The sequence below is a fragment of the Simplicispira hankyongi genome (assembly GCF_003570885.1).
In the GTDB taxonomy this organism is placed as follows: domain Bacteria; phylum Pseudomonadota; class Gammaproteobacteria; order Burkholderiales; family Burkholderiaceae_C; genus Simplicispira; species Simplicispira hankyongi.
In genome coordinates, this window is record NZ_QXJC01000001.1 from 928,996 (window position 1) to 946,870 (window position 17,875).

Sequence of the window (17,875 nt, forward strand, 5' to 3'; positions counted from 1 at the left end):
CATGCCTAGGGTTGCACTGGGACTAACGCGTATGTAAAAGTGCCTACAAGGCTGCCCGCCCTACACTTGGCAACATGGCTTCATCCCGTGACACATCGCCGTCCACCGGCGCCCCCCGTTCACTTTCCGGTCTATTGCCTTTTCTGCGGCCATACCGTGCGCGCCTGGCATTGGCATTTTTGTTTTTGCTGCTGGCCGCAGTGGCCACGCTGGCCTTCCCGATGGCTTTGCGTACCCTCATCGACGGGGGCCTGGCACCGCAAAACCGTGGCGCCACAGCGCTGGGTTTGAGAAACCATTTTCTGGCGCTGTTTGGCGTCGCCATCATGCTGGGCCTATTTTCCTCGGCGCGCTTTTACATGGTGAGTTGGCTTGGAGAACGTGTCACAGCAGACCTGCGCAACGCCGTGTACGCCCACGTGCTGCGTCAGAGCCCGGAATTTTTTGAAACCACGCAAAGCGGCGAGGTGCTCTCCCGCCTGACCACCGACACCACGCTGGTGCAGACTGTGGTGGGCTCATCGTTGTCGATGGGCTTGCGCAACGCCGTCGTGGGCGGTGGCGCCATCGTCATGCTGGTGTGGACCAACCCCCGCATCATGGCCATCGTGCTGCTCATGCTGGTCGTGGTGGTGCTGCCCGCGATGTGGATCGGGCGGCGGGTACGCAAGCTCTCGCGCGCCAGCCAGGACCGGGTGGCGGACTCCAGCGCCATCGCCGCCGAAGTGCTCAACGCCGTGCCGGTGGTGCAGAGCTTCACCGCGGAAGCGCGCGAATCCACACGCTTTGCAAAGGCCACGCAAAACGCCTTCGAGACTGCGGTGCACCGTTCGCGCGCCCGCGCACTGCTGGTGGCCTTCATCATCATCGCCAACGCTGCGTTGCTGCTCTGGGGCCTCTACCAGGGAACCCAGGCCGTGTTGGCGGGCACCATGACGGCGGGACATCTGGGCGAGACGGTGCTGTACGTCGGACTGCTGGCGGGCGCTGCTGCGGTGCTTGGGGAAGTCTATGGCGACGTGCTGCGCGCTGCCGGCGCCACCGAGCGGCTCATGGAACTGCTGGCCAGCCAGTCCCCGGTGCAATCGCCACAAGTGCCGCGCGCCCTGGTGCCCAGCGGCAGGGGTCTGGAGGTCGTCTTTGACCACGTTCGCTTCCACTACCCCTCGCGGCCCGCGCAGGCGGCACTGGTCGATTTCACACTCCACCTGCGGCCAGGCGAGACCGTGGCGCTGGTGGGCGCGAGCGGCGCCGGAAAAACTACCGTCTTTCAGTTGCTGCAACGCTTCTACGATGTGGACGCCATGCCAGGCTCAGACCCCAGCCGCCCCGTGCCAGGCATACGGCTCGATGGCATCGACGTACGCGACATGGCCCTGGAGGACTTGCGCCAGCGGATCGGCACCGTGCCGCAAGACGCTGTGATTTTTTCCGCGACTGCGCTGGAAAACATTCGCTATGGCCGGCCCGATGCAAGCAACGATGAGGTGCGCGCTGCCGCGCGCGATGCCTTCGCCCACGATTTTCTCAGCGCCTTGCCCGAGGGCTACGACACCTTTCTGGGTGAGCGCGGCGTGCGCCTCTCGGGCGGCCAGCGCCAGCGCATCGCCATCGCCCGCGCCATGCTGAAGAATCCGCCCCTCCTGCTGCTCGACGAGGCCACCAGCGCACTCGACGCCGAGAGCGAACGCATGGTGCAAGCGGCGCTGGACTCGGCCATGCAGAGCCACGCCGGCCAGCGCACCACGCTGGTCATTGCCCACCGGCTGGCAACGGTGCAGAACGCCGACCGCATCGTGGTGCTGGACCACGGCCGCGTGGTCGAAGAAGGCACGCACAGCGAACTCATTGCGCGCGGCGAAACCTACGCCCGTCTGGCCGCCCTGCAATTCACCGTCTAGGAAATATAGGAAAAATGGCCTCTAGCGCTTATCACATAAGCGCTATAAGCTATGTTTTTAATAGTATTCGTCAGTGCAAGGTATCGCTCAGCGCTGGGGGCACTGGCATCACCAGAATGCCGTCAGACAGCAGTTCACGTGCCTGCTCCAGGCTGGCAACGCCCCGAATGGAGCGGCTGCGCTGCTCGCCTTCGTGCATGGCGCGCGCCTCAGTGGCGAAACGCTCGCCCACGTCTTCAGCCTGCGCCACCATGTCGCGGGCGCGTTGCAGCCAGTCGGCTTGTGCATTGGCACCGCTTTCTGCCTCTGCGCCTTGAGCCGCCGAAGTGGCTACTGGCGTTGCACCCCGGTTGATACGCGGCGCGCTCAAGAGCTTGTGCACCGCAGCACTGGCGCACACCGGGCACTGCAAAAACCCCTCGGACAGTTGCCGCTGGAACGCCGCTTCGTCGGCAAACCAGCCCTCAAAGACATGGGCGTTGGCACATTGAAGATCAAGAACCTTCATGACTGCTTTGCCAGTGGACGCCCGTCTAGGTGCGATGCCGCAACAGATAGCGGTAGACAAAACCCGGAAATGCCAGGGTGATGAACAAGGCACCGGTCACGGCATAAAACTCCCATTGCTGGTGCGCAATCTGCCCGGCACGCTTCTCCAGGAGCAGACCGATGCCTCCCACCACAAAATACAGCACCAGCAGTTCGGCAAAGCGCACTACCAAAGGCTTACGCGGCTGCAGCCGAGGCCCCAGCACCAGCACCCGGTGGTTGGCGAATGGCAGGTTGGCGGCCAGGCAAGCCAGAAGGATCACGAGCCAGATGGCTCCCGTTTGTGACACCGTAGTAGCTCAGGAGGCAAGCGAACGCAGGATGGCGCCACTGCACAGGGCCATGAGCCCGCCAGGCAGCAGCCCCAAGACAAACAGCAAAGCGCCGTTGAGGGTCAAGACAACGCGCACATCAAGCGGCGCCTGGATGGGGGCTGTCTGCACGGGCGCATCAAAATACATGACTTTCACCACACGCAGATAGTAGAAAGCGCCTATGAGCGACATCATCACGGCAAAGACAGCCAAGACGATGTAGGGCGTTTCACCCGAGGCAACCAGGGCTTGCAACACAGACAGCTTGGCGTAGAAGCCGACCAGCGGCGGTACACCGGCCATGGAGAACAGGCACACGGCCAGAATACCTGCGAACAGGGGACTGCGCTGGTTCAAGCCAGCCATGTCGGTAATCTTGTCGCTTTCGAATCCGCTGCGCGCCAACAGCATGATGACGCCGAAAGTCGCCAGCGTGGTGAGCACATAGGTCACCACATAGAACATGGAGGCGCTGTAGGCTGCCTGCACGGTGGCGGCGTCCACATTGCCATTGACCACGCCCGACATCAAACCCAGCAGCACGAAACCCATTTGCGAGATGGTGGAGTACGCCAGCATGCGCTTGAGATTGGTCTGCGCAATGGCCGCCAGATTTCCCACCAGAATCGATCCGATAGCGAGCACGGCCAGCATCTGCTGCCAATCAATCGCCAGGGGCAACAAGCCATCGACCAGCAAGCGCATGACGATGGCAAACGCTGCCAATTTGGGTGCGCCAGCGATCAACAGGGTGATGACGGTAGGGGCCCCTTCGTACACGTCGGGCACCCACATATGGAAAGGCACTGCACCCATCTTGAACGCCAGGCCGGCCACGATAAACACCAAGCCAAACACCAGCACCTGATGGCGAATCTGGCCGGCATTGACGGCCTTGAACACCTCGCCAATGTCCAGCGAGCCCGTGGCGCCATAGAGCATGGAGAGGCCGTACAACAAGAAACCGCTGGCCATTGCGCCGAGCACGAAGTACTTCATCGCTGCCTCGGTCGCTACCGGGTCATCGCGGCGCAGGGCGACCAGTGCATAGCTCGATAGCGTGAGCAACTCAAGACCCAAATAGATCACCAGAAAGTTGTTGCCGCCGATCATGATGAACATGCCCAGGAGCGAAAACATACTGAGGGTGAACAACTCGCCGCCGCGCAGCATGTCGCGGTCGCCCGCGTAGGGGCGGCCATAGACCAGCGTCACCATCAAGGCCACCGCGGCAAAGCACTTGAGCCAGTTGCCCATGGCGTCGCTGACGATCATGTTGCCGAAACCGTAGAAAGTATTGCCGCTGCTGGCGTACACGCCCTGCAGCACTGCCACCACCGCGAGCGTCAGCATCGTCAGCAAATAGGTCGCGGTGCGACGCGGGCTGTTCACGGCCAGGTCGATCAGCGCAATCACGCAGGCCATGACCAGCAGCACTACCTCGGGATAAATCGCCAGCCAGCTGATGTTGTCAATCATCGGGATACTCTTTTTCGATCAGGTCAGTTCAGCTTGGACATGGCCACGTGCTTGAGCAGTTGGGCTACCGAAGCGTCCGTCACATCGGTCACCGGCTTTGGGTACAGGCCCATGGCAAGAATAGCCACGGCCAGCAAAGCCAGCACGAGGAACTCGCGGCGGCCAATGTCGAGCATGGCCCGCACATTGGCATTGCCCGGCGCGCCCAAATACACGCGCTTGAACATCCACAAGCTGTAGGCAGCGCCCCAGATGAGTGCGGTGGCTGCGGCCATGCCAATCCAGAAGTTGGACTTGACGGCGGCCAGAATCACCATCCACTCACCCACGAAGCCTGCGGTACCCGGCAAGCCGCAGTTGGCCATGAAAAACAAGAGCGCAAAGGCCGCAAAATTGGGCATGGTGTTGACCACGCCGCCGTAATCGGCAATGTCACGCGTGTGCAGGCGGTCGTACAGCACGCCAATCGACAGGAACATGGCGGCAGAAACGAAACCGTGCGCAATCATCTGGGCAATACCGCCCGAAACGCCCAGGTCGTTAAAGATGAAGAAACCCAGGGTGACAAAACCCATGTGTGCGACCGAGGAATAGGCCACCAGTTTCTTCATGTCCTTCTGCACCATGGCCACAAGACCGACGTAGATCACGGCAACGAGCGACAAGGTGATCATCAGCCAGGCCCACTCGCGCGACGCATCGGGGGCAATGGGCAGCGAGAAGCGCAGAAACCCGTAGGCCCCCAGCTTGAGCATGATGGCTGCCAGCACGGCAGAGCCGCCGGTGGGCGCTTCCACGTGCACGTCCGGCAACCAGGTGTGCACCGGCCACATCGGGATCTTGACGGCGAAGGCCGCAACAAACGCGAAGAACAGCATGGTCTGCGCATGGGCCGAGAGCGGCACGGCGTGCCAGGCCGCAATGTCGAAACTGCCACCCGCCTCGTTGTAGAGGTAGAGCATGGCGATCAGCATCAGCAGGGAGCCAAGCAAGGTGTACAGGAAGAACTTGAAGGCTGCATAGATCTTGCGCGGGCCACCCCAGACGCCAATGATCAAATACATGGGAATCAGCGTGCCCTCGAAGAACACGTAGAACAGCATCCCGTCGAGTGCACAGAAGACACCGATCATGATCCCCGAGAGGATCAGAAACGCGCTCATGTACTGGTTGACGCGTGAGGTAATCGATTGCCATGAGGCAATCACCACAATCACCGTGATGAAGGCCGTGAGGGGCACAAACCAGAACGAAATTCCATCCACGCCCACGTGGTAGAAGATATGGAAGGTGTCGATCCACGACACCTTCTCGACAAACTGCATGTCCGCGGTACCGGGAACAAAACCGGCCATCAGCGGAAAAGTCGCCACCAAACCGGCCAGCGAACCCACCAGCGCCAGCCAGCGCGACAGACCCGCGTACTTGTCGCCGCTGAACATCAGCAGCAGGGCACCAAACGCGATCGGCGTCCAGATAGCAAGACTCAACACACCCATTTTTATTCTTCCCCTACTTGTTGAGCCAGACGAAGTACGTCATGAGCACGAAGACGCCCAGAATCATGGCGAGCGCATAGTGAAAGACGTAGCCCGTCTGCACGCGCCGCACCACTCCTGCGATCCAGCCCACGAGCTTCCAGGAGCCGTTCACCATCACGCCATCAATCACCACCTGGTCGCCGCCCTTCCACAAAGCCACGCCAAGTCCACGCGCCGCACGCGCGAGGATGTTCTCGTTGATCCAGTCCATGTAGTACTTGTTTTCCAACAAGGCGTACACCGGGTGAAAAATCCGCTTGATGGCCGCCGGCAACGCCGGGTTCACCATGTACATGTAGTAGGACGACACAACGCCAGCCATGGCCAGCCAGAAAGGCAGCGCCGTGAAACCGTGCAGCGCCATGGCCACGGGCCCATGGAAACCGTCCACGAGCTCCGTCATAGCCGGATGCCGCGCTGCGTCCACGGCGATGACGCCCTTGAAGAAATCACCAAACAGCATGGGGCCGATAGTGAGGAAACCGATGACCACCGACGGAATCGCCAACAGGACCAAGGGAACCGTCACCACCCAAGGTGACTCGTGCGGCTTCTTGTGATCGTCATGGTGGTGGTGCGGATCGGGCTCTTCGTCCGCAGCGTGGTGGTGCGCATCCGGGTTCTGGTCGTAACGCTCCTTGCCGTGGAACACCAGGAAATACAGCCGGAAGGAATAGAACGCCGTGATGAAAACGCCGGCAAGCACCGCAAACGAAGCGAACCCCGCAGCCGGCAGATCGCTCGCATGGACCGCTTCGATAATGCTGTCCTTGGAGTAAAAACCTGCAAACAGCGGCGTGCCAATCAAGGCCAACGAGCCCAGCAAAAACGTGATCCAGGTGATGGGCATGTATTTGCGTACACCGCCCATCCAGCGGATGTCCTGGTTGTGGTGCATGCCGATAATCACCGAGCCAGCGCCCAAGAACAGCAGCGCCTTGAAGAAGGCATGCGTCATCAGGTGGAACACGCCCACCGAGTAAGCCGACGCACCGAGTGCTACGGTCATGTAGCCCAGCTGGGAGAGCGTGGAGTAGGCGATCACGCGCTTGATGTCGTTCTGGATAATGCCCAAAAACCCCATGAACAGGGCCGTGATGGAGCCAATCACCAGAATGAAGTTCAAGGCGGTGTCAGACAGCTCGAACAGCGGCGACATGCGCGCCACCATAAAGATGCCGGCCGTCACCATGGTAGCCGCGTGGATCAGTGCCGAGATGGGTGTCGGGCCTTCCATTGAGTCCGGGAGCCAGACGTGCAGCGGAAATTGCGCACTTTTTCCCATGGCGCCAATGAACAGGCAAATACAGATGACCGTAATCAGCATCCACGAGGTACCAGGAAACGACAGCGCCCCCAGTTCACCCGCCTTGGCAAACACCTCGCCATAGTTCAGTGTATTGGCGTACGCCGCGATCAGACCAATGCCCAGGATGAATCCGAAGTCGCCCACACGGTTGACCATGAAGGCCTTGAGGTTGGCAAAGATGGCCGTGGGTTTGTTAAACCAGAAACCGATCAGCAGGTACGACACCAGGCCCACCGCCTCCCAGCCGAAGAACAGCTGCAGCATGTTGTTGCTCATGACCAGCATCAACATGGAGAAGGTAAACAGCGAGATGTAAGCGAAGAAGCGGTTGTAGCCGTCGTCTTCCTCCATATAGCCGATGGTGTAGATGTGCACCATGAGCGAGACAAAGGTCACCACGCACATCATCATGGCGGTCAGGCTGTCGACGAGAAAACCGACCTCCATCTTCATGCCGCCAACGACCATCCAGGTATAGATGGTTTCATTGAAACGGGCACCATCCATTGCGACACTCTTGAGCGTCATGGCGGAAACGATAAAGGCAATCAAGACGCCCAGAATCGTCAGGCTGTGGCTTGCACGCCTGCCGATCCAGTTGCCGCCAAAAGTGGTGCCGAAAATACCGGCAAGCAACGCGCCAGCCAATGGCGCCAGCGGCACGATCAACAGGGTGGAAGCCGAGAGGGTTTGACTCATTGTGCGAAACCTTGCGTGTCTGTCGCCTCAACCCTGCAGGGTGTCGAGCGCGTCCGCATTGATGTTGGACTTGTTGCGGAACAAAAGCACCAGGATGGCCAGGCCAATGGCCGACTCGGCCGCTGCCACCGTAAGAATGAAGAACACGAACACCTGTCCATGCATGTCGCCCAGATAATGGGAGAACGCGACGAAGTTCATGTTCACTGCCAACAGCATGAGTTCGATCGCCATCAGCAAAACGATGAGGTTCTTGCGATTGAGGAAGATGCCGATCACTGCGAGCGCAAACAGCATGGCGCCCAGCGAGAGAAAATGGCCAAGGGTCAAGGTCAGGCTCATGCTTTGGTCTCCTGTGCGGCAGCGTCCACTGAGGGTTCAGGCGCCTGCACCGTGGCCGCCAGCTTGACGATGCGCATGCGGTCTTGCGCACGCACCCGCACCTGTTGCGAAGGACTGATGGCCTTGCTGTCCTTGCGATGGCGCAGCGTCAAGGCGATGGCCGCCACCATTGCCACCAGCAAAATCACCGCAGCAATTTCCACGGGCAGCAGGTACTGCGTGTACATCAGCTCACCAAGGGCTTTGGCGTTGGAAAAAGGCACCGCCTGGCCGGCGGCATCCAGCGCAACCGCGACGGCCTTGGGCTCCTCCATGCCACGAAAACCAGACATCAGCACCCAGGCCATTTCAAGCGCAATCAAACCGCCAATCGCAGCTCCCAGCGGAAAGTGCTTCCAGAAACCCTGACGCACGCCCGACATATCGATATCGAGCATCATGACCACGAACAGGAACAGCACCATCACCGCTCCCAGATACACAAGCACCAACACGATGGCAAGAAACTCCGCATTCAGCAGCAGCCACAACCCGGCTGCCTGAGAGAACGCCAGCATCAGGTGCAGCACCGCATGCACAGGGTTGCGCGCCGTAACCACCCGGAAGGCTGCGTACAGCAGCACGACCGAGAAAAAATAGAAAAAACCAGTCTTGGCATCCATGAATCGGTTCTTTTCAATAAGTCTCGCGTGGGAGCCGACCCGCTTCAGCGGTACGGCGCGTCTGCCGCTCGGGCAGCAGCAATATCAGCTTCGTAGCGGTCACCCACCGCCAGCAGCATGTCCTTGGTGAAATACAGGTCACCGCGTTTTTCACCGTGGTACTCAAAAATGCTGGTTTCCACGATCGAGTCAACCGGGCAGCTCTCTTCGCAAAAACCACAGAAAATGCACTTGGTCAGATCGATGTCGTAGCGTGTCGTGCGGCGTGAGCCGTCGTCGCGTATATCGGATTCGATCGTGATGGCCAGGGCAGGACACACCGCCTCGCACAATTTGCAGGCGATGCAACGCTCTTCGCCGTTCTCGTAGCGGCGCAAGGCATGCAGACCACGGAAACGGGGAGAAAGCGGAGTTTTTTCTTCAGGGAACTGGACCGTAACCTTGCGACGGAAGGTGTAGCGCCCGGTAAGCGCCATACCCTTGACCAGCTCCACCAGCATGAAGCTTTTGAAGAAATCCTTGAGTGAAAAAGATGCAGCAGAAACGGCAGCCATAGGGAGTTCTCCGCTTATTTCCAGATGTTCCAGGGCGAGAGCAGCCAGCCCGCGATCACGAGCAGCCACACGAGCGTGACCGGAATGAAGATCTTCCAGCCAAGACGCATGATCTGGTCGTAGCGAAAGCGCGGGAAGGTGGCGCGAATCCATATGAACATGGACACCACGGCAAACGTTTTGATGCCTAGCCAAATCCAGCCGGGGATGAAATCAAGCGCGGCGAATGGCGAGAGCCAGCCACCGAGGAACATGATCACCGCGAGGATCGACACCAGCCACATGCTCGCGTACTCAGCGAGGAAGAAGATGGCAAACCCCATGCCGGAGTACTCCACCATGTGCCCTGCGACGATCTCGGCCTCACCCTCAACCACGTCGAACGGATGCCGGTTGGTTTCAGCGACAGCCGAAACCAGATAGACGATGAAGATGGGCAGCAATGGCAGCCAGTTCCAGGACAGGAATGACAGCCCGTGCGATGCCATCGTGCCACGCGCCTGCCCCATCACCACTTCGGTCAGGTTCATGCTGCCCGACACCATGATGACCACCAGGAAGCAAAAACCCATGGCAATCTCGTAGCTCACCATTTGCGCCGAAGCGCGCATGGCGCCAAGAAAAGCGTACTTGGAGTTGGACGCCCAGCCAGCAATGATCACGCCGTACACCTCGATCGAGGTGATGGCCATCATCAGCAGCAAGCCAGCATTGACGTTGGTGAGCGCGACCTCGGGCCCAAAGGGAATCACCACCCACGCGGCAAGAGCCGGCATGATGGCCATCACCGGGCCAAGAACAAATAACCCTTTGGAGGCGGCAGACGGCTGGATGATTTCCTTGGTGAGCAACTTGACGGCATCGGCAATCGGCTGCAGCAACCCCAGAGGGCCGACCCGGTTGGGGCCGTGGCGCACCTGCATAAAACCCAGGAGCTTGCGTTCCCACAGCGTCAGGTAGGCAACCGCGCCCATCAGCGGGAGCAACACCACGACGATCTTGATCAGAATCCAAAGCACCGGCCAACCAGCGCCGGTCCACCAAGCCTGATCCAGCAGGTGCAAACCGCCGTTGTAGATTGCGTCGATCATGGCTGGGCCTCCGCGGCGCCAGCGAGGCCGTCGCGCGTCGCTTGCAAAGAGGGCGAGCGCCGAACCAGGCCATCGAGTTGGTAGATCGCGGCTGCGGCCGGGGCCTCCCCGGCGACACCTGCCAGATCTGACACGACTGCATCAGAGTGGTTGTTCAACTGCTCCACGGGAACTGCGCTGCTATCGCCGGTCATGCCAGTGATTTGGACAAGCACCTCCTGCGAGGTCTCGAAGTCAGTTCCAGAAAGATCCATGAGGTTCGCAAGCACCCGCAGCACCTTCCAGCCAGGGCGCGTTTCCCCCAAGGGGCGCACGACGGCATGAAAACTCTGCAAACGGCCTTCAGCGTTGACAAAACTTCCCGACGTTTCGGTGAACGGCGCGATAGGCAGCAGCACATCGCTGAATTCCATGTTGGTCTTGAACGGGCTGAGCGTCACGACCATGTCTGCCTTGGCCAGTGCCGCACTGGCACGCTTGCCGGCCGCGCTGTCAAACTCCGGCTCGGTATTGAGCAAGAGCACGCCCTTGAGGGCGCCGCCCAGCATCTGCCCGGCGTTCAGGCCACCGGCTTCGGGCAATGCACGCACCCATTGGGCACCCACAGTATTGGCTGCTTCGGTGAGGTAACCCACCGTCGCACCTGTCTGCTCGCCAATCCAGTTGCACAGGGCAAGCAGTTGCGAGGCCTGGCTGTGGTGTGCGGCAGCATTGCCGAGCAGGATGGCCTTTTGCTCGCCCCCCAGCAAGGCCGCGGCAATAGCAGCCGCAGCCGCACTCGACTCGCCCACATTCACGGGCGCCTGCACCTGCCGCGCCTGTGCGACGGCACCGGCTACGTCGGCTAGCGTTCGCAACCAATCAGCGGCCGGCGCTACCATGGCGTGCGGCACGGGCATGGCCCAATCCTGCGCTGCCACATTGATGGAGCTGACAACGCAGCCCTTGCGCGCGGCCTGGCGAATACGCTGCGCAAACAAAGGGTGGTCCTTGCGCACGTTCGAACCCACCACGAGCACCGAATCAAGCGTGGACAACGACGCAATGGAGCGCCCCAGCCAACGCACACCCGGCGCCGCCGTGAATTCAGCGTGGCGCAGACGGTAGTCAATGTTGCCGCTACCGATGCCGCGCATCAGAGCGCCGGCCAAATACAGCTCTTCAAGCGTGCTGTGCGGACTGACCAATGCACCGATGCTGGATGCACCGTGCTCGGCATCAATGTCCTGCAAACCATTGGCAACGTATTCCAGCGCGGTTTGCCAGTCCACTTCACGCCACTCACCGCCCTGCTTAAGCATGGGGTGTTCCAGGCGGTCGGAGCTGGAGAGCGCCTCGTACGAAAAACGGTCGCGGTCGGCGATCCAGCACTCGTTGACGTCCTCATTCTCGAATGGAAGCACGCGCATGACGCGGTGGTTCTTGACCTGCACGACGAGGTTGGTACCCGTGGAGTCGTGCGGGCTGATCGACTTGCGGCGCGAGAGCTCCCAAGTGCGGGCGCTGTAACGGAATGGCTTGCTGGTCAGCGCACCGACCGGGCAAAGATCAATCATGTTGCCCGACAGCTCGGAATCGATCGTGTCGCCAGCAACCGTGGTGATTTCGGAGTGCTCGCCCCGATTGATCATGCCGAGTTCCATTACGCCGCCAATTTCCTGGCCGAAGCGAATGCAGCGCGTGCAATGAATGCAGCGCGTCATCTCTTCCATGGAAATCAAGGGGCCCACGTCCTTGTGGAGGACGACACGCTTTTCTTCCTCATAGCGCGACGCCGACGCTCCGTAGCCGACGGCAAGGTCCTGCAGTTGGCACTCACCACCCTGATCGCAAATCGGGCAATCGAGCGGGTGGTTAATGAGCAGGAACTCCATCACAGACTTTTGTGCCTTGATGGCTTTGTCACTGGTGGTGCGCACCACCATGCCCTGCGTCACCGGTGTGCAGCAGGCTGGCATGGGCTTGGGTGCCTTTTCCACGTCCACCAAGCACATGCGGCAGTTGGCCGCAATGGTCAGCTTCTTGTGGTAACAAAAGTGTGGAATATAAGTGCCCGCCTTTTCGGCAGCATGCATCACCATGCTGCCTGCGGCGATTTCAACCTTCTTCCCGTCGAGTTCGATTTCAACCATATGCTTTTCTCATGGTCAGGCCGAGGCCGACTTCCGGGGATTTGTCTTGGGAATCATCGCTTCGAATTCATGGCGGAAGTGCTTGAGCATGGCGCGCACCGGCATCGCGGCCGCGTCCCCCAGCGCACAAATCGTACGTCCCATGATGTTGGCCGCCACGTCATCGAGCACGTCCATGTCGGCCTGCCGGCCTTCACCGCGGTGGATACGGTCCACAAGACGCCACAGCCAGCCCGTGCCTTCGCGGCAGGGTGTGCACTGGCCGCAAGATTCGTGCATGTAAAAATACGACAGACGCTTGAGTGATTCGACCATGCAACGGCTGTCGTCCATGACGATGACTGCGCCAGAACCAAGCATTGAACCTGCCTTGGAGATGGAGTCGTAGTCGAGCGTGCATTCCATCATGATGGAAGCAGGCAGCACGGGCGACGAGGATCCGCCTGGAATGACCGCCTTGAGCTGGCGCCCCTTGCGCACACCACCGGCCAACTCAAGGAGCTTGGAGAACGGCGTGCCCATGGGCACCTCGTAATTGCCAGGCAGTTCGACATCGCCCGAGACCGAGAAAATCTTGGTGCCACCGTTATTCGGTTTACCGCACGCCAAATAGGCGGCACCGCCGTTGCGGATGATCCATGGAACTGCCGCAAAGGTCTCGGTGTTGTTGATGGTGGTCGGCTTGCCATACAGACCAAAGCTCGCGGGGAAAGGCGGCTTGAAGCGCGGTTGGCCTTTTTTGCCTTCCAGCGACTCCAGCAAAGCCGTTTCTTCACCACAGATATAGGCACCAAAGCCATGGTGCGCGTGCAACTCGAAGCTGAAGTCGCTGCCTAGAAGCTTGGAGCCGAGGAATCCGGCCGCACGCGCTTCTTCGAGAGCCGTCTCGAACCGCTCGTACTCCCGGAAAATTTCACCGTGAATGTAGTTGTACCCGACGCTGATGCCCATGGCGTAGGCTGCGATGATCATTCCCTCGATCACGCTGTGCGGGTTGTACATAAGGATGTCACGGTCCTTGCATGTGCCCGGCTCGCCCTCGTCCGAATTGCACACCAGGTACTTCTGGCCGGGGAACTGGCGCGGCATGAAGCTCCACTTCAGACCAGTCGGGAAACCCGCCCCACCGCGTCCCCGCAAACCCGATTCCTTGACCGTGGCGATCACTTGATCCTGTGTCCAGGCCGTTCCGCCATCGGCGCCAAGGATCGTACGCAGCGCTTGATAACCTCCGCGCTTGGTATACGACTCAATGCCCCAATTCGAACCGTCAAGCTCGGCGTAAATTTGCGGATCAATATGGCGACCGTGAAAACAGGTTTCGACGCCGGCAGCCTGAAACTGCGAGAGTACCTGCGCCGCCTTCATGCCCGCCCCTCCGCCGCACGCAAACTGTCCACAAGCTGATCAAGTTTGTCGTCTGACATAAAGCTACACATGGAGCGGTCATTCACCAACATGACGGGCGCATCGGCGCAGGCGCCAAGACACTCACATTGTTGCAGCGTAAACAGGCCATCGGGCGTCGTGTCGCCCGTGGAAATTCCGAGCTTCTTTTCCAGGTATTCAAGCGCCTTGCCGCCGTCCCGCAGCAGGCACGGCAGGTTGGTGCAGACGTTAAGCTTGTACTTGCCCACCGGATGCTGGTTGTACATGTTGTAGAAGGTCGTCACTTCATGTACAGCGATCTGCGGCATGCCCAGGTACGCAGCAATATCGATTTCAGCGGTCTCGCTGATGAAGCCCTGCTCCTGCTGCACGATAGCCAGGCACGCCATCACGGCAGACTGTTTTTGCTCGGCAGGGTACTTGGCAACTTCGCGTGCAAAACGCGTGAGGGTTGCGTCAGAAATCATCGGTCAATCTCTCCGAACACGATGTCCATGGTGCCAATGATGGCAACCACATCCGCCAGCATGTGCCCCTTGGCCAACTCGTCCATGGCGGCGAGATGCGGGAAGCCAGGCGCGCGAATCTTGAGACGGTAGGGCTTGTTAGCCCCATCGCTCACCAGATAAATACCAAACTCGCCCTTCGGGTGCTCCACGGCGGCATAAGCCTCCCCTTCGGGCACATGCATGCCTTCGGTGAACAGCTTGAAGTGGTGGATCAAATCCTCCATGCCGGTCTTCATGGACTCACGACTGGGTGGCGCCACCTTGTGGTTGTCGGTGATCACCGGGCCGGGGTTCTTGCGCAGCCAGTCCACACATTGCTTGATGATGCGGTTGGACTCACGCATCTCCTGCACGCGGACCAGATACCGGTCGTAGCAATCGCCGGTAACGCCGACTGGCACGTCGAATTCCAGGCGGTCGTAGACTTCATAAGGCTGGGTCTTGCGCAAATCCCACACCACGCCAGAGCCGCGCAACATGGGCCCGGTCATGCCCAGGTTCAGCGCCCGCTCGGCTGACACCACGCCAACGCCTACGGTGCGCTGCTTCCAGATTCGGTTGTCGGTGAGCAAAACTTCGTATTCGTCCACGCACTTGGGGAAGCGCTGCGTGAAGTCGTCGATGAAATCGAGCAACGAGCCTTTGCGATTTTCGTTGCGTGCTTCCAGAGACTTGGCGTTGCGCACCTTGCTCGCCTTGTACTGCGGCATGCTGTCGGGCAGATCGCGGTATACGCCGCCCGGCCGGAAATACGCCGCATGCATGCGCGCACCCGACACAGCCTCGTACATATCGAACAGATCTTCGCGCTCGCGGAACGTGTAGATCAGGATGGTTGAGCTGCCACAGTCGTTGCCGTGCGAACCCAGCCACATGAGGTGGTTCATCAGCCGCGTGATTTCCGAGAACATCACACGGATGTACTGGGCACGCAGCGGAACCTCCACGCCCAGCAGCTTCTCGATCGCCAGGCAGTACGCGTGCTCGTTGCACATCATCGAGACGTAGTCCAGCCGGTCCATGTAGGGCAGCGACTGGAGGAAGGTCTTGTGCTCGGCGAGCTTTTCCGTGGCGCGATGCAGCAAGCCGATATGTGGATCAGCGCGCTGCACGACTTCGCCGTCGAGTTCGAGCACCAGACGCAACACGCCGTGTGCCGCCGGGTGCTGCGGACCCAGGTTCAGAGAGTAGTTCTTGATTTCAGCCATGGCAATCCGTCAGCACGCCTCAGTGCAGGCCTCCGTATTTGTCTTCGCGGATGATCCGGGGCGTCACTTCACGCGGCTCGATGGTGACCGGCTCATAAATCACGCGACGCTGATCCGCGTCGTAGCGCATCTCAACATGGCCGGACAGTGGAAAATCCTTGCGGAAGGGGTGACCAATGAAGCCGTAATCGGTCAGGATGCGGCGCAGGTCACCATGGCCATCAAAAACCACGCCATACAGGTCAAAGGCCTCGCGCTCGTACCAGATGGCGGAGTTCCACAGGTCACTGACCGAGGCCACCACCGGAAAATCGTCGTCCGGGCAAAACACCTTGACGCGCACGCGCTGGTTGAGGCTAACGGAAAGCAATTGCGAAACCACGCTGTAACGCGCACCCTCGGTGCCGATGTCGCCATAGGTCGAATGGTCCATGCCGCACAGATCTACCAACTGCTCGAAGCGGCAAGACGGCGCGTCGCGCAAGGTCTGCATGGCCTGGTGGTAGTGAGCGGCCGGCACCTCGGCAATCACCTGCCCCAGCGCGACGTGCACGGTGCGCGCAACATCGCCGAGCGCACTGGCAACAGCATCGCGAACAGCCTCGGGGCGCATAGCAACTGATGTCATTGGTAGCCCCTCAAGCACGCGCGATCGTATTGGTGCGGCGGATTTTTTGCTGCAACTGGATGATCCCGTAGATCAAGGCCTCCGCCGTGGGCGGGCAACCAGGGACGTACACGTCCACAGGGACAATGCGGTCGCAGCCGCGCACCACGGAATAGCTGTAGTGGTAATAACCACCACCATTGGCACACGACCCCATGGACAGCACCCAGCGCGGCTCACTCATCTGGTCGTACACCTTGCGCAGCGCAGGCGCCATCTTGTTGCACAGCGTACCAGCCACAATCATCAAATCGGACTGGCGCGGGCTGGCGCGAAACACTTCGGCACCGAAGCGACCAATGTCGTAACGCGCAGCTGCTGCATGCATCATCTCGACCGCGCAGCAGGCCAAACCGAAGGTCATTGGCCAGAGCGAACCGGTCTTGGCCCAGTTCACCACCGAGTCATAACTCGTGGTGACGAAGCCTTCTTTCATTACGCCTTCAATCATCGCGTCAATCCTTGTTCAGGGCACTTACTCCCAATCGAGAGCACCCTTTTTCCATTCGTAGGCAAAGCCGACCACCAGAATGGCGAGAAAAACAGACACCGCGAAAAAACCCGTCAACCCCACCTTTTGCAGCGATACCGCCCAAGGAAAGAGAAAGGCAATTTCCAGATCAAACAAGATAAAGAGGATGGCCACCAGGTAATAGCGGACATCGAACTTCATGCGCGCATCTTCGAAGGCTTCGAAGCCGCACTCGTAGGGGGAATTTTTTTCTGGATCGGGACGGTTGGGCCCAAGAATGTAGCCCAGCGCCAGCGGCACGATGCCCACTGCGATCCCGATCAGGATGAACAAAAGAACAGGGAGATACTGATCGAGATTCATCTTGTAGATGCGCTCACCGCTTGAGCCTGCTGCGCTCGCAATACCAAATGGCACCGCGGGCAGGCTTTGTTTTGTTTGGTGCCGTCGGCGAGACTCGAACTCGCACAGCTTTCGCCACTACCCCCTCAAGATAGCGTGTCTACCAATTTCACCACGACGGCTAAGTCTTGTCTGGGTGGCATGAGGACCACTGGGCTTTGGCTTCCCAGACAGCCTTGAATTCTACTCCGGAAAAACCCTGCTTCGAACAAAGCGAAACAGTTTTGGGGGCCTTTATTTGGTGGGGATCTGCGCCGCGCCCGGCGCACTCGCAACTGGCGCCGGTGCACTTGCCGCAGCAGAACCAGCGGCGGCAGGCGTGGCTGCAGCCGGCTGCGTGACCACAGCAGCGTTCTCAAGCACGCTGCCCGTACTGGAAGGACGCAGATTGCCAAAATAGGCCAGTGCCAGGGTGCTGACAAAGAAGATCACCGCCAGCACGGCCGTGGTGCGCGAGAGAAAGTTGGCGCTACCACTGGCGCCAAACAGGCTTCCCGAACTGCCGCTGCCAAATGCAGCCCCCATGTCGGCACCCTTGCCATGCTGGACGAGGATCAAGCCAATCATCCCCAGTGCAGACAGAATCTGCAGCGTCAAAATCAAGTTCACAAGCACGTTCATTCTTCATTCACTCCGTTATTTGTTCTAGGGTTGG

At 59.8% G+C, this 17,875-nt stretch carries 18 protein-coding genes and 1 tRNA gene; 1 reads left to right on the plus strand and 18 read right to left on the minus strand.

Annotation, left to right across the window (positions count from 1 at the left end; genetic code table 11):
• Nucleotides 1-74 precede the first annotated feature (74 nt).
• Nucleotides 75-1,901 carry an ABC transporter transmembrane domain-containing protein gene (locus tag D3F03_RS04175; protein ID WP_119108058.1) on the plus strand — a complete coding sequence of 609 codons (1,827 nt, stop codon included), beginning with the start codon at nt 75-77 and terminating at the stop codon, nt 1,899-1,901.
• Nucleotides 1,902-1,971: 70 nt separating this feature from the next.
• Here the strand turns inward: D3F03_RS04175 and D3F03_RS04180 are convergent, their stop codons facing one another.
• From D3F03_RS04180 to secG, 18 genes are all read right to left on the minus strand, one after another.
• Nucleotides 1,972-2,409, minus strand: a complete 438-nt coding sequence (locus tag D3F03_RS04180) for a DUF1178 family protein (RefSeq protein WP_119108059.1) — start codon at nt 2,407-2,409, stop codon at nt 1,972-1,974.
• Nucleotides 2,410-2,434: 25 nt separating this feature from the next.
• Nucleotides 2,435-2,740: a DUF2818 family protein gene (locus D3F03_RS04185; RefSeq protein WP_119108060.1), complete on the minus strand. Its 306-nt coding sequence runs from the start codon at nt 2,738-2,740 to the stop codon at nt 2,435-2,437.
• Nucleotides 2,741-2,749: 9 nt separating this feature from the next.
• Nucleotides 2,750-4,243 (minus strand): NADH-quinone oxidoreductase subunit NuoN, encoded by a 1,494-nt coding sequence (gene nuoN / locus D3F03_RS04190; protein WP_119108061.1) that lies wholly within the window; start codon nt 4,241-4,243, stop codon nt 2,750-2,752.
• Between the two features lie 23 nt (nt 4,244-4,266).
• Nucleotides 4,267-5,742, minus strand: coding sequence for an NADH-quinone oxidoreductase subunit M (locus tag D3F03_RS04195; protein WP_119108062.1), 1,476 nt, complete (start codon nt 5,740-5,742; stop codon nt 4,267-4,269).
• A 13-nt stretch (nt 5,743-5,755) separates the two neighbouring features.
• Nucleotides 5,756-7,792 (minus strand): NADH-quinone oxidoreductase subunit L, encoded by a 2,037-nt coding sequence (gene nuoL / locus D3F03_RS04200; protein ID WP_119108063.1) that lies wholly within the window; start codon nt 7,790-7,792, stop codon nt 5,756-5,758.
• Nucleotides 7,793-7,819: 27 nt separating this feature from the next.
• Nucleotides 7,820-8,128 carry an NADH-quinone oxidoreductase subunit NuoK gene (nuoK, locus tag D3F03_RS04205; protein WP_119108567.1) on the minus strand — a complete coding sequence of 103 codons (309 nt, stop codon included), beginning with the start codon at nt 8,126-8,128 and terminating at the stop codon, nt 7,820-7,822.
• A 2-nt stretch (nt 8,129-8,130) separates the two neighbouring features.
• Nucleotides 8,131-8,796, minus strand: a complete 666-nt coding sequence (locus tag D3F03_RS04210) for an NADH-quinone oxidoreductase subunit J (protein ID WP_119108064.1) — start codon at nt 8,794-8,796, stop codon at nt 8,131-8,133.
• Nucleotides 8,797-8,840: 44 nt separating this feature from the next.
• Nucleotides 8,841-9,350: an NADH-quinone oxidoreductase subunit NuoI gene (gene nuoI, locus D3F03_RS04215; protein WP_119108065.1), complete on the minus strand. Its 510-nt coding sequence runs from the start codon at nt 9,348-9,350 to the stop codon at nt 8,841-8,843.
• Nucleotides 9,351-9,364: 14 nt separating this feature from the next.
• Entirely contained in the window at nt 9,365-10,441 is a 1,077-nt protein-coding gene (gene nuoH / locus D3F03_RS04220; protein WP_119108066.1) for an NADH-quinone oxidoreductase subunit NuoH, read from the minus strand.
• Nucleotides 10,438-12,573 carry an NADH-quinone oxidoreductase subunit NuoG gene (gene nuoG / locus D3F03_RS04225; RefSeq protein WP_119108067.1) on the minus strand — a complete coding sequence of 712 codons (2,136 nt, stop codon included), beginning with the start codon at nt 12,571-12,573 and terminating at the stop codon, nt 10,438-10,440. Before nuoG ends, nuoH begins: the two co-directional genes overlap by 4 nt.
• 15 nt (nt 12,574-12,588) lie before the next feature.
• On the minus strand, nt 12,589-13,941 hold the full coding sequence (gene nuoF, locus D3F03_RS04230; RefSeq protein ID WP_119108068.1) for an NADH-quinone oxidoreductase subunit NuoF: 1,353 nt from the start codon (nt 13,939-13,941) through the stop codon (nt 12,589-12,591).
• Nucleotides 13,938-14,429 carry an NADH-quinone oxidoreductase subunit NuoE gene (gene nuoE, locus D3F03_RS04235; protein WP_119108069.1) on the minus strand — a complete coding sequence of 164 codons (492 nt, stop codon included), beginning with the start codon at nt 14,427-14,429 and terminating at the stop codon, nt 13,938-13,940. The genes nuoF and nuoE overlap by 4 nt, the downstream gene beginning before the upstream one ends.
• Entirely contained in the window at nt 14,426-15,679 is a 1,254-nt protein-coding gene (locus D3F03_RS04240) for an NADH-quinone oxidoreductase subunit D (RefSeq protein ID WP_119108070.1), read from the minus strand. Before D3F03_RS04240 ends, nuoE begins: the two co-directional genes overlap by 4 nt.
• Before the next feature lie 19 nt (nt 15,680-15,698).
• A complete protein-coding gene (locus tag D3F03_RS04245) occupies nt 15,699-16,307 on the minus strand; it encodes an NADH-quinone oxidoreductase subunit C (RefSeq protein WP_119108071.1) in 609 nt (202 codons plus the stop codon).
• A gap of 10 nt (nt 16,308-16,317) precedes the next feature.
• Nucleotides 16,318-16,797 carry a NuoB/complex I 20 kDa subunit family protein gene (locus D3F03_RS04250; protein ID WP_119011751.1) on the minus strand — a complete coding sequence of 160 codons (480 nt, stop codon included), beginning with the start codon at nt 16,795-16,797 and terminating at the stop codon, nt 16,318-16,320.
• Between the two features lie 24 nt (nt 16,798-16,821).
• Nucleotides 16,822-17,181 carry an NADH-quinone oxidoreductase subunit A gene (locus tag D3F03_RS04255; protein ID WP_119108072.1) on the minus strand — a complete coding sequence of 120 codons (360 nt, stop codon included), beginning with the start codon at nt 17,179-17,181 and terminating at the stop codon, nt 16,822-16,824.
• A 76-nt stretch (nt 17,182-17,257) separates the two neighbouring features.
• Nucleotides 17,258-17,342 (minus strand) — tRNA-Leu (locus D3F03_RS04260).
• A 112-nt stretch (nt 17,343-17,454) separates the two neighbouring features.
• On the minus strand, nt 17,455-17,841 hold the full coding sequence (gene secG, locus D3F03_RS04265; protein WP_119108073.1) for a preprotein translocase subunit SecG: 387 nt from the start codon (nt 17,839-17,841) through the stop codon (nt 17,455-17,457).
• Between the last annotated feature and the right edge of the window lie 34 nt (nt 17,842-17,875).

What these genes read in the sequence shown, in the direction of transcription:
- D3F03_RS04195 (WP_119108062.1), bottom strand. Translation starts at nt 5,742, where the DNA reads ATGGGTGTGTTGAGTCTTGCTATCTGGACGCCGATCGCGTTTGGTGCC.
- secG (WP_119108073.1), bottom strand. Translation starts at nt 17,841, where the DNA reads ATGAACGTGCTTGTGAACTTGATTTTGACGCTGCAGATTCTGTCTGCA.
- nuoN (WP_119108061.1), bottom strand. Translation starts at nt 4,243, where the DNA reads ATGATTGACAACATCAGCTGGCTGGCGATTTATCCCGAGGTAGTGCTG.
- nuoI (WP_119108065.1), bottom strand. Translation starts at nt 9,350, where the DNA reads ATGGCTGCCGTTTCTGCTGCATCTTTTTCACTCAAGGATTTCTTCAAA.
- nuoE (WP_119108069.1), bottom strand. Translation starts at nt 14,429, where the DNA reads ATGATTTCTGACGCAACCCTCACGCGTTTTGCACGCGAAGTTGCCAAG.
- D3F03_RS04245 (WP_119108071.1), bottom strand. Translation starts at nt 16,307, where the DNA reads ATGACATCAGTTGCTATGCGCCCCGAGGCTGTTCGCGATGCTGTTGCC.
- D3F03_RS04255 (WP_119108072.1), bottom strand. Translation starts at nt 17,181, where the DNA reads ATGAATCTCGATCAGTATCTCCCTGTTCTTTTGTTCATCCTGATCGGG.
- nuoF (WP_119108068.1), bottom strand. Translation starts at nt 13,941, where the DNA reads ATGAAGGCGGCGCAGGTACTCTCGCAGTTTCAGGCTGCCGGCGTCGAA.
- D3F03_RS04175 (WP_119108058.1), top strand. Translation starts at nt 75, where the DNA reads ATGGCTTCATCCCGTGACACATCGCCGTCCACCGGCGCCCCCCGTTCA.
- D3F03_RS04240 (WP_119108070.1), bottom strand. Translation starts at nt 15,679, where the DNA reads ATGGCTGAAATCAAGAACTACTCTCTGAACCTGGGTCCGCAGCACCCG.
- D3F03_RS04180 (WP_119108059.1), bottom strand. Translation starts at nt 2,409, where the DNA reads ATGAAGGTTCTTGATCTTCAATGTGCCAACGCCCATGTCTTTGAGGGC.
- nuoH (WP_119108066.1), bottom strand. Translation starts at nt 10,441, where the DNA reads ATGATCGACGCAATCTACAACGGCGGTTTGCACCTGCTGGATCAGGCT.
- D3F03_RS04250 (WP_119011751.1), bottom strand. Translation starts at nt 16,797, where the DNA reads ATGATTGAAGGCGTAATGAAAGAAGGCTTCGTCACCACGAGTTATGAC.
- nuoL (WP_119108063.1), bottom strand. Translation starts at nt 7,792, where the DNA reads ATGAGTCAAACCCTCTCGGCTTCCACCCTGTTGATCGTGCCGCTGGCG.
- D3F03_RS04210 (WP_119108064.1), bottom strand. Translation starts at nt 8,796, where the DNA reads ATGGATGCCAAGACTGGTTTTTTCTATTTTTTCTCGGTCGTGCTGCTG.
- nuoG (WP_119108067.1), bottom strand. Translation starts at nt 12,573, where the DNA reads ATGGTTGAAATCGAACTCGACGGGAAGAAGGTTGAAATCGCCGCAGGC.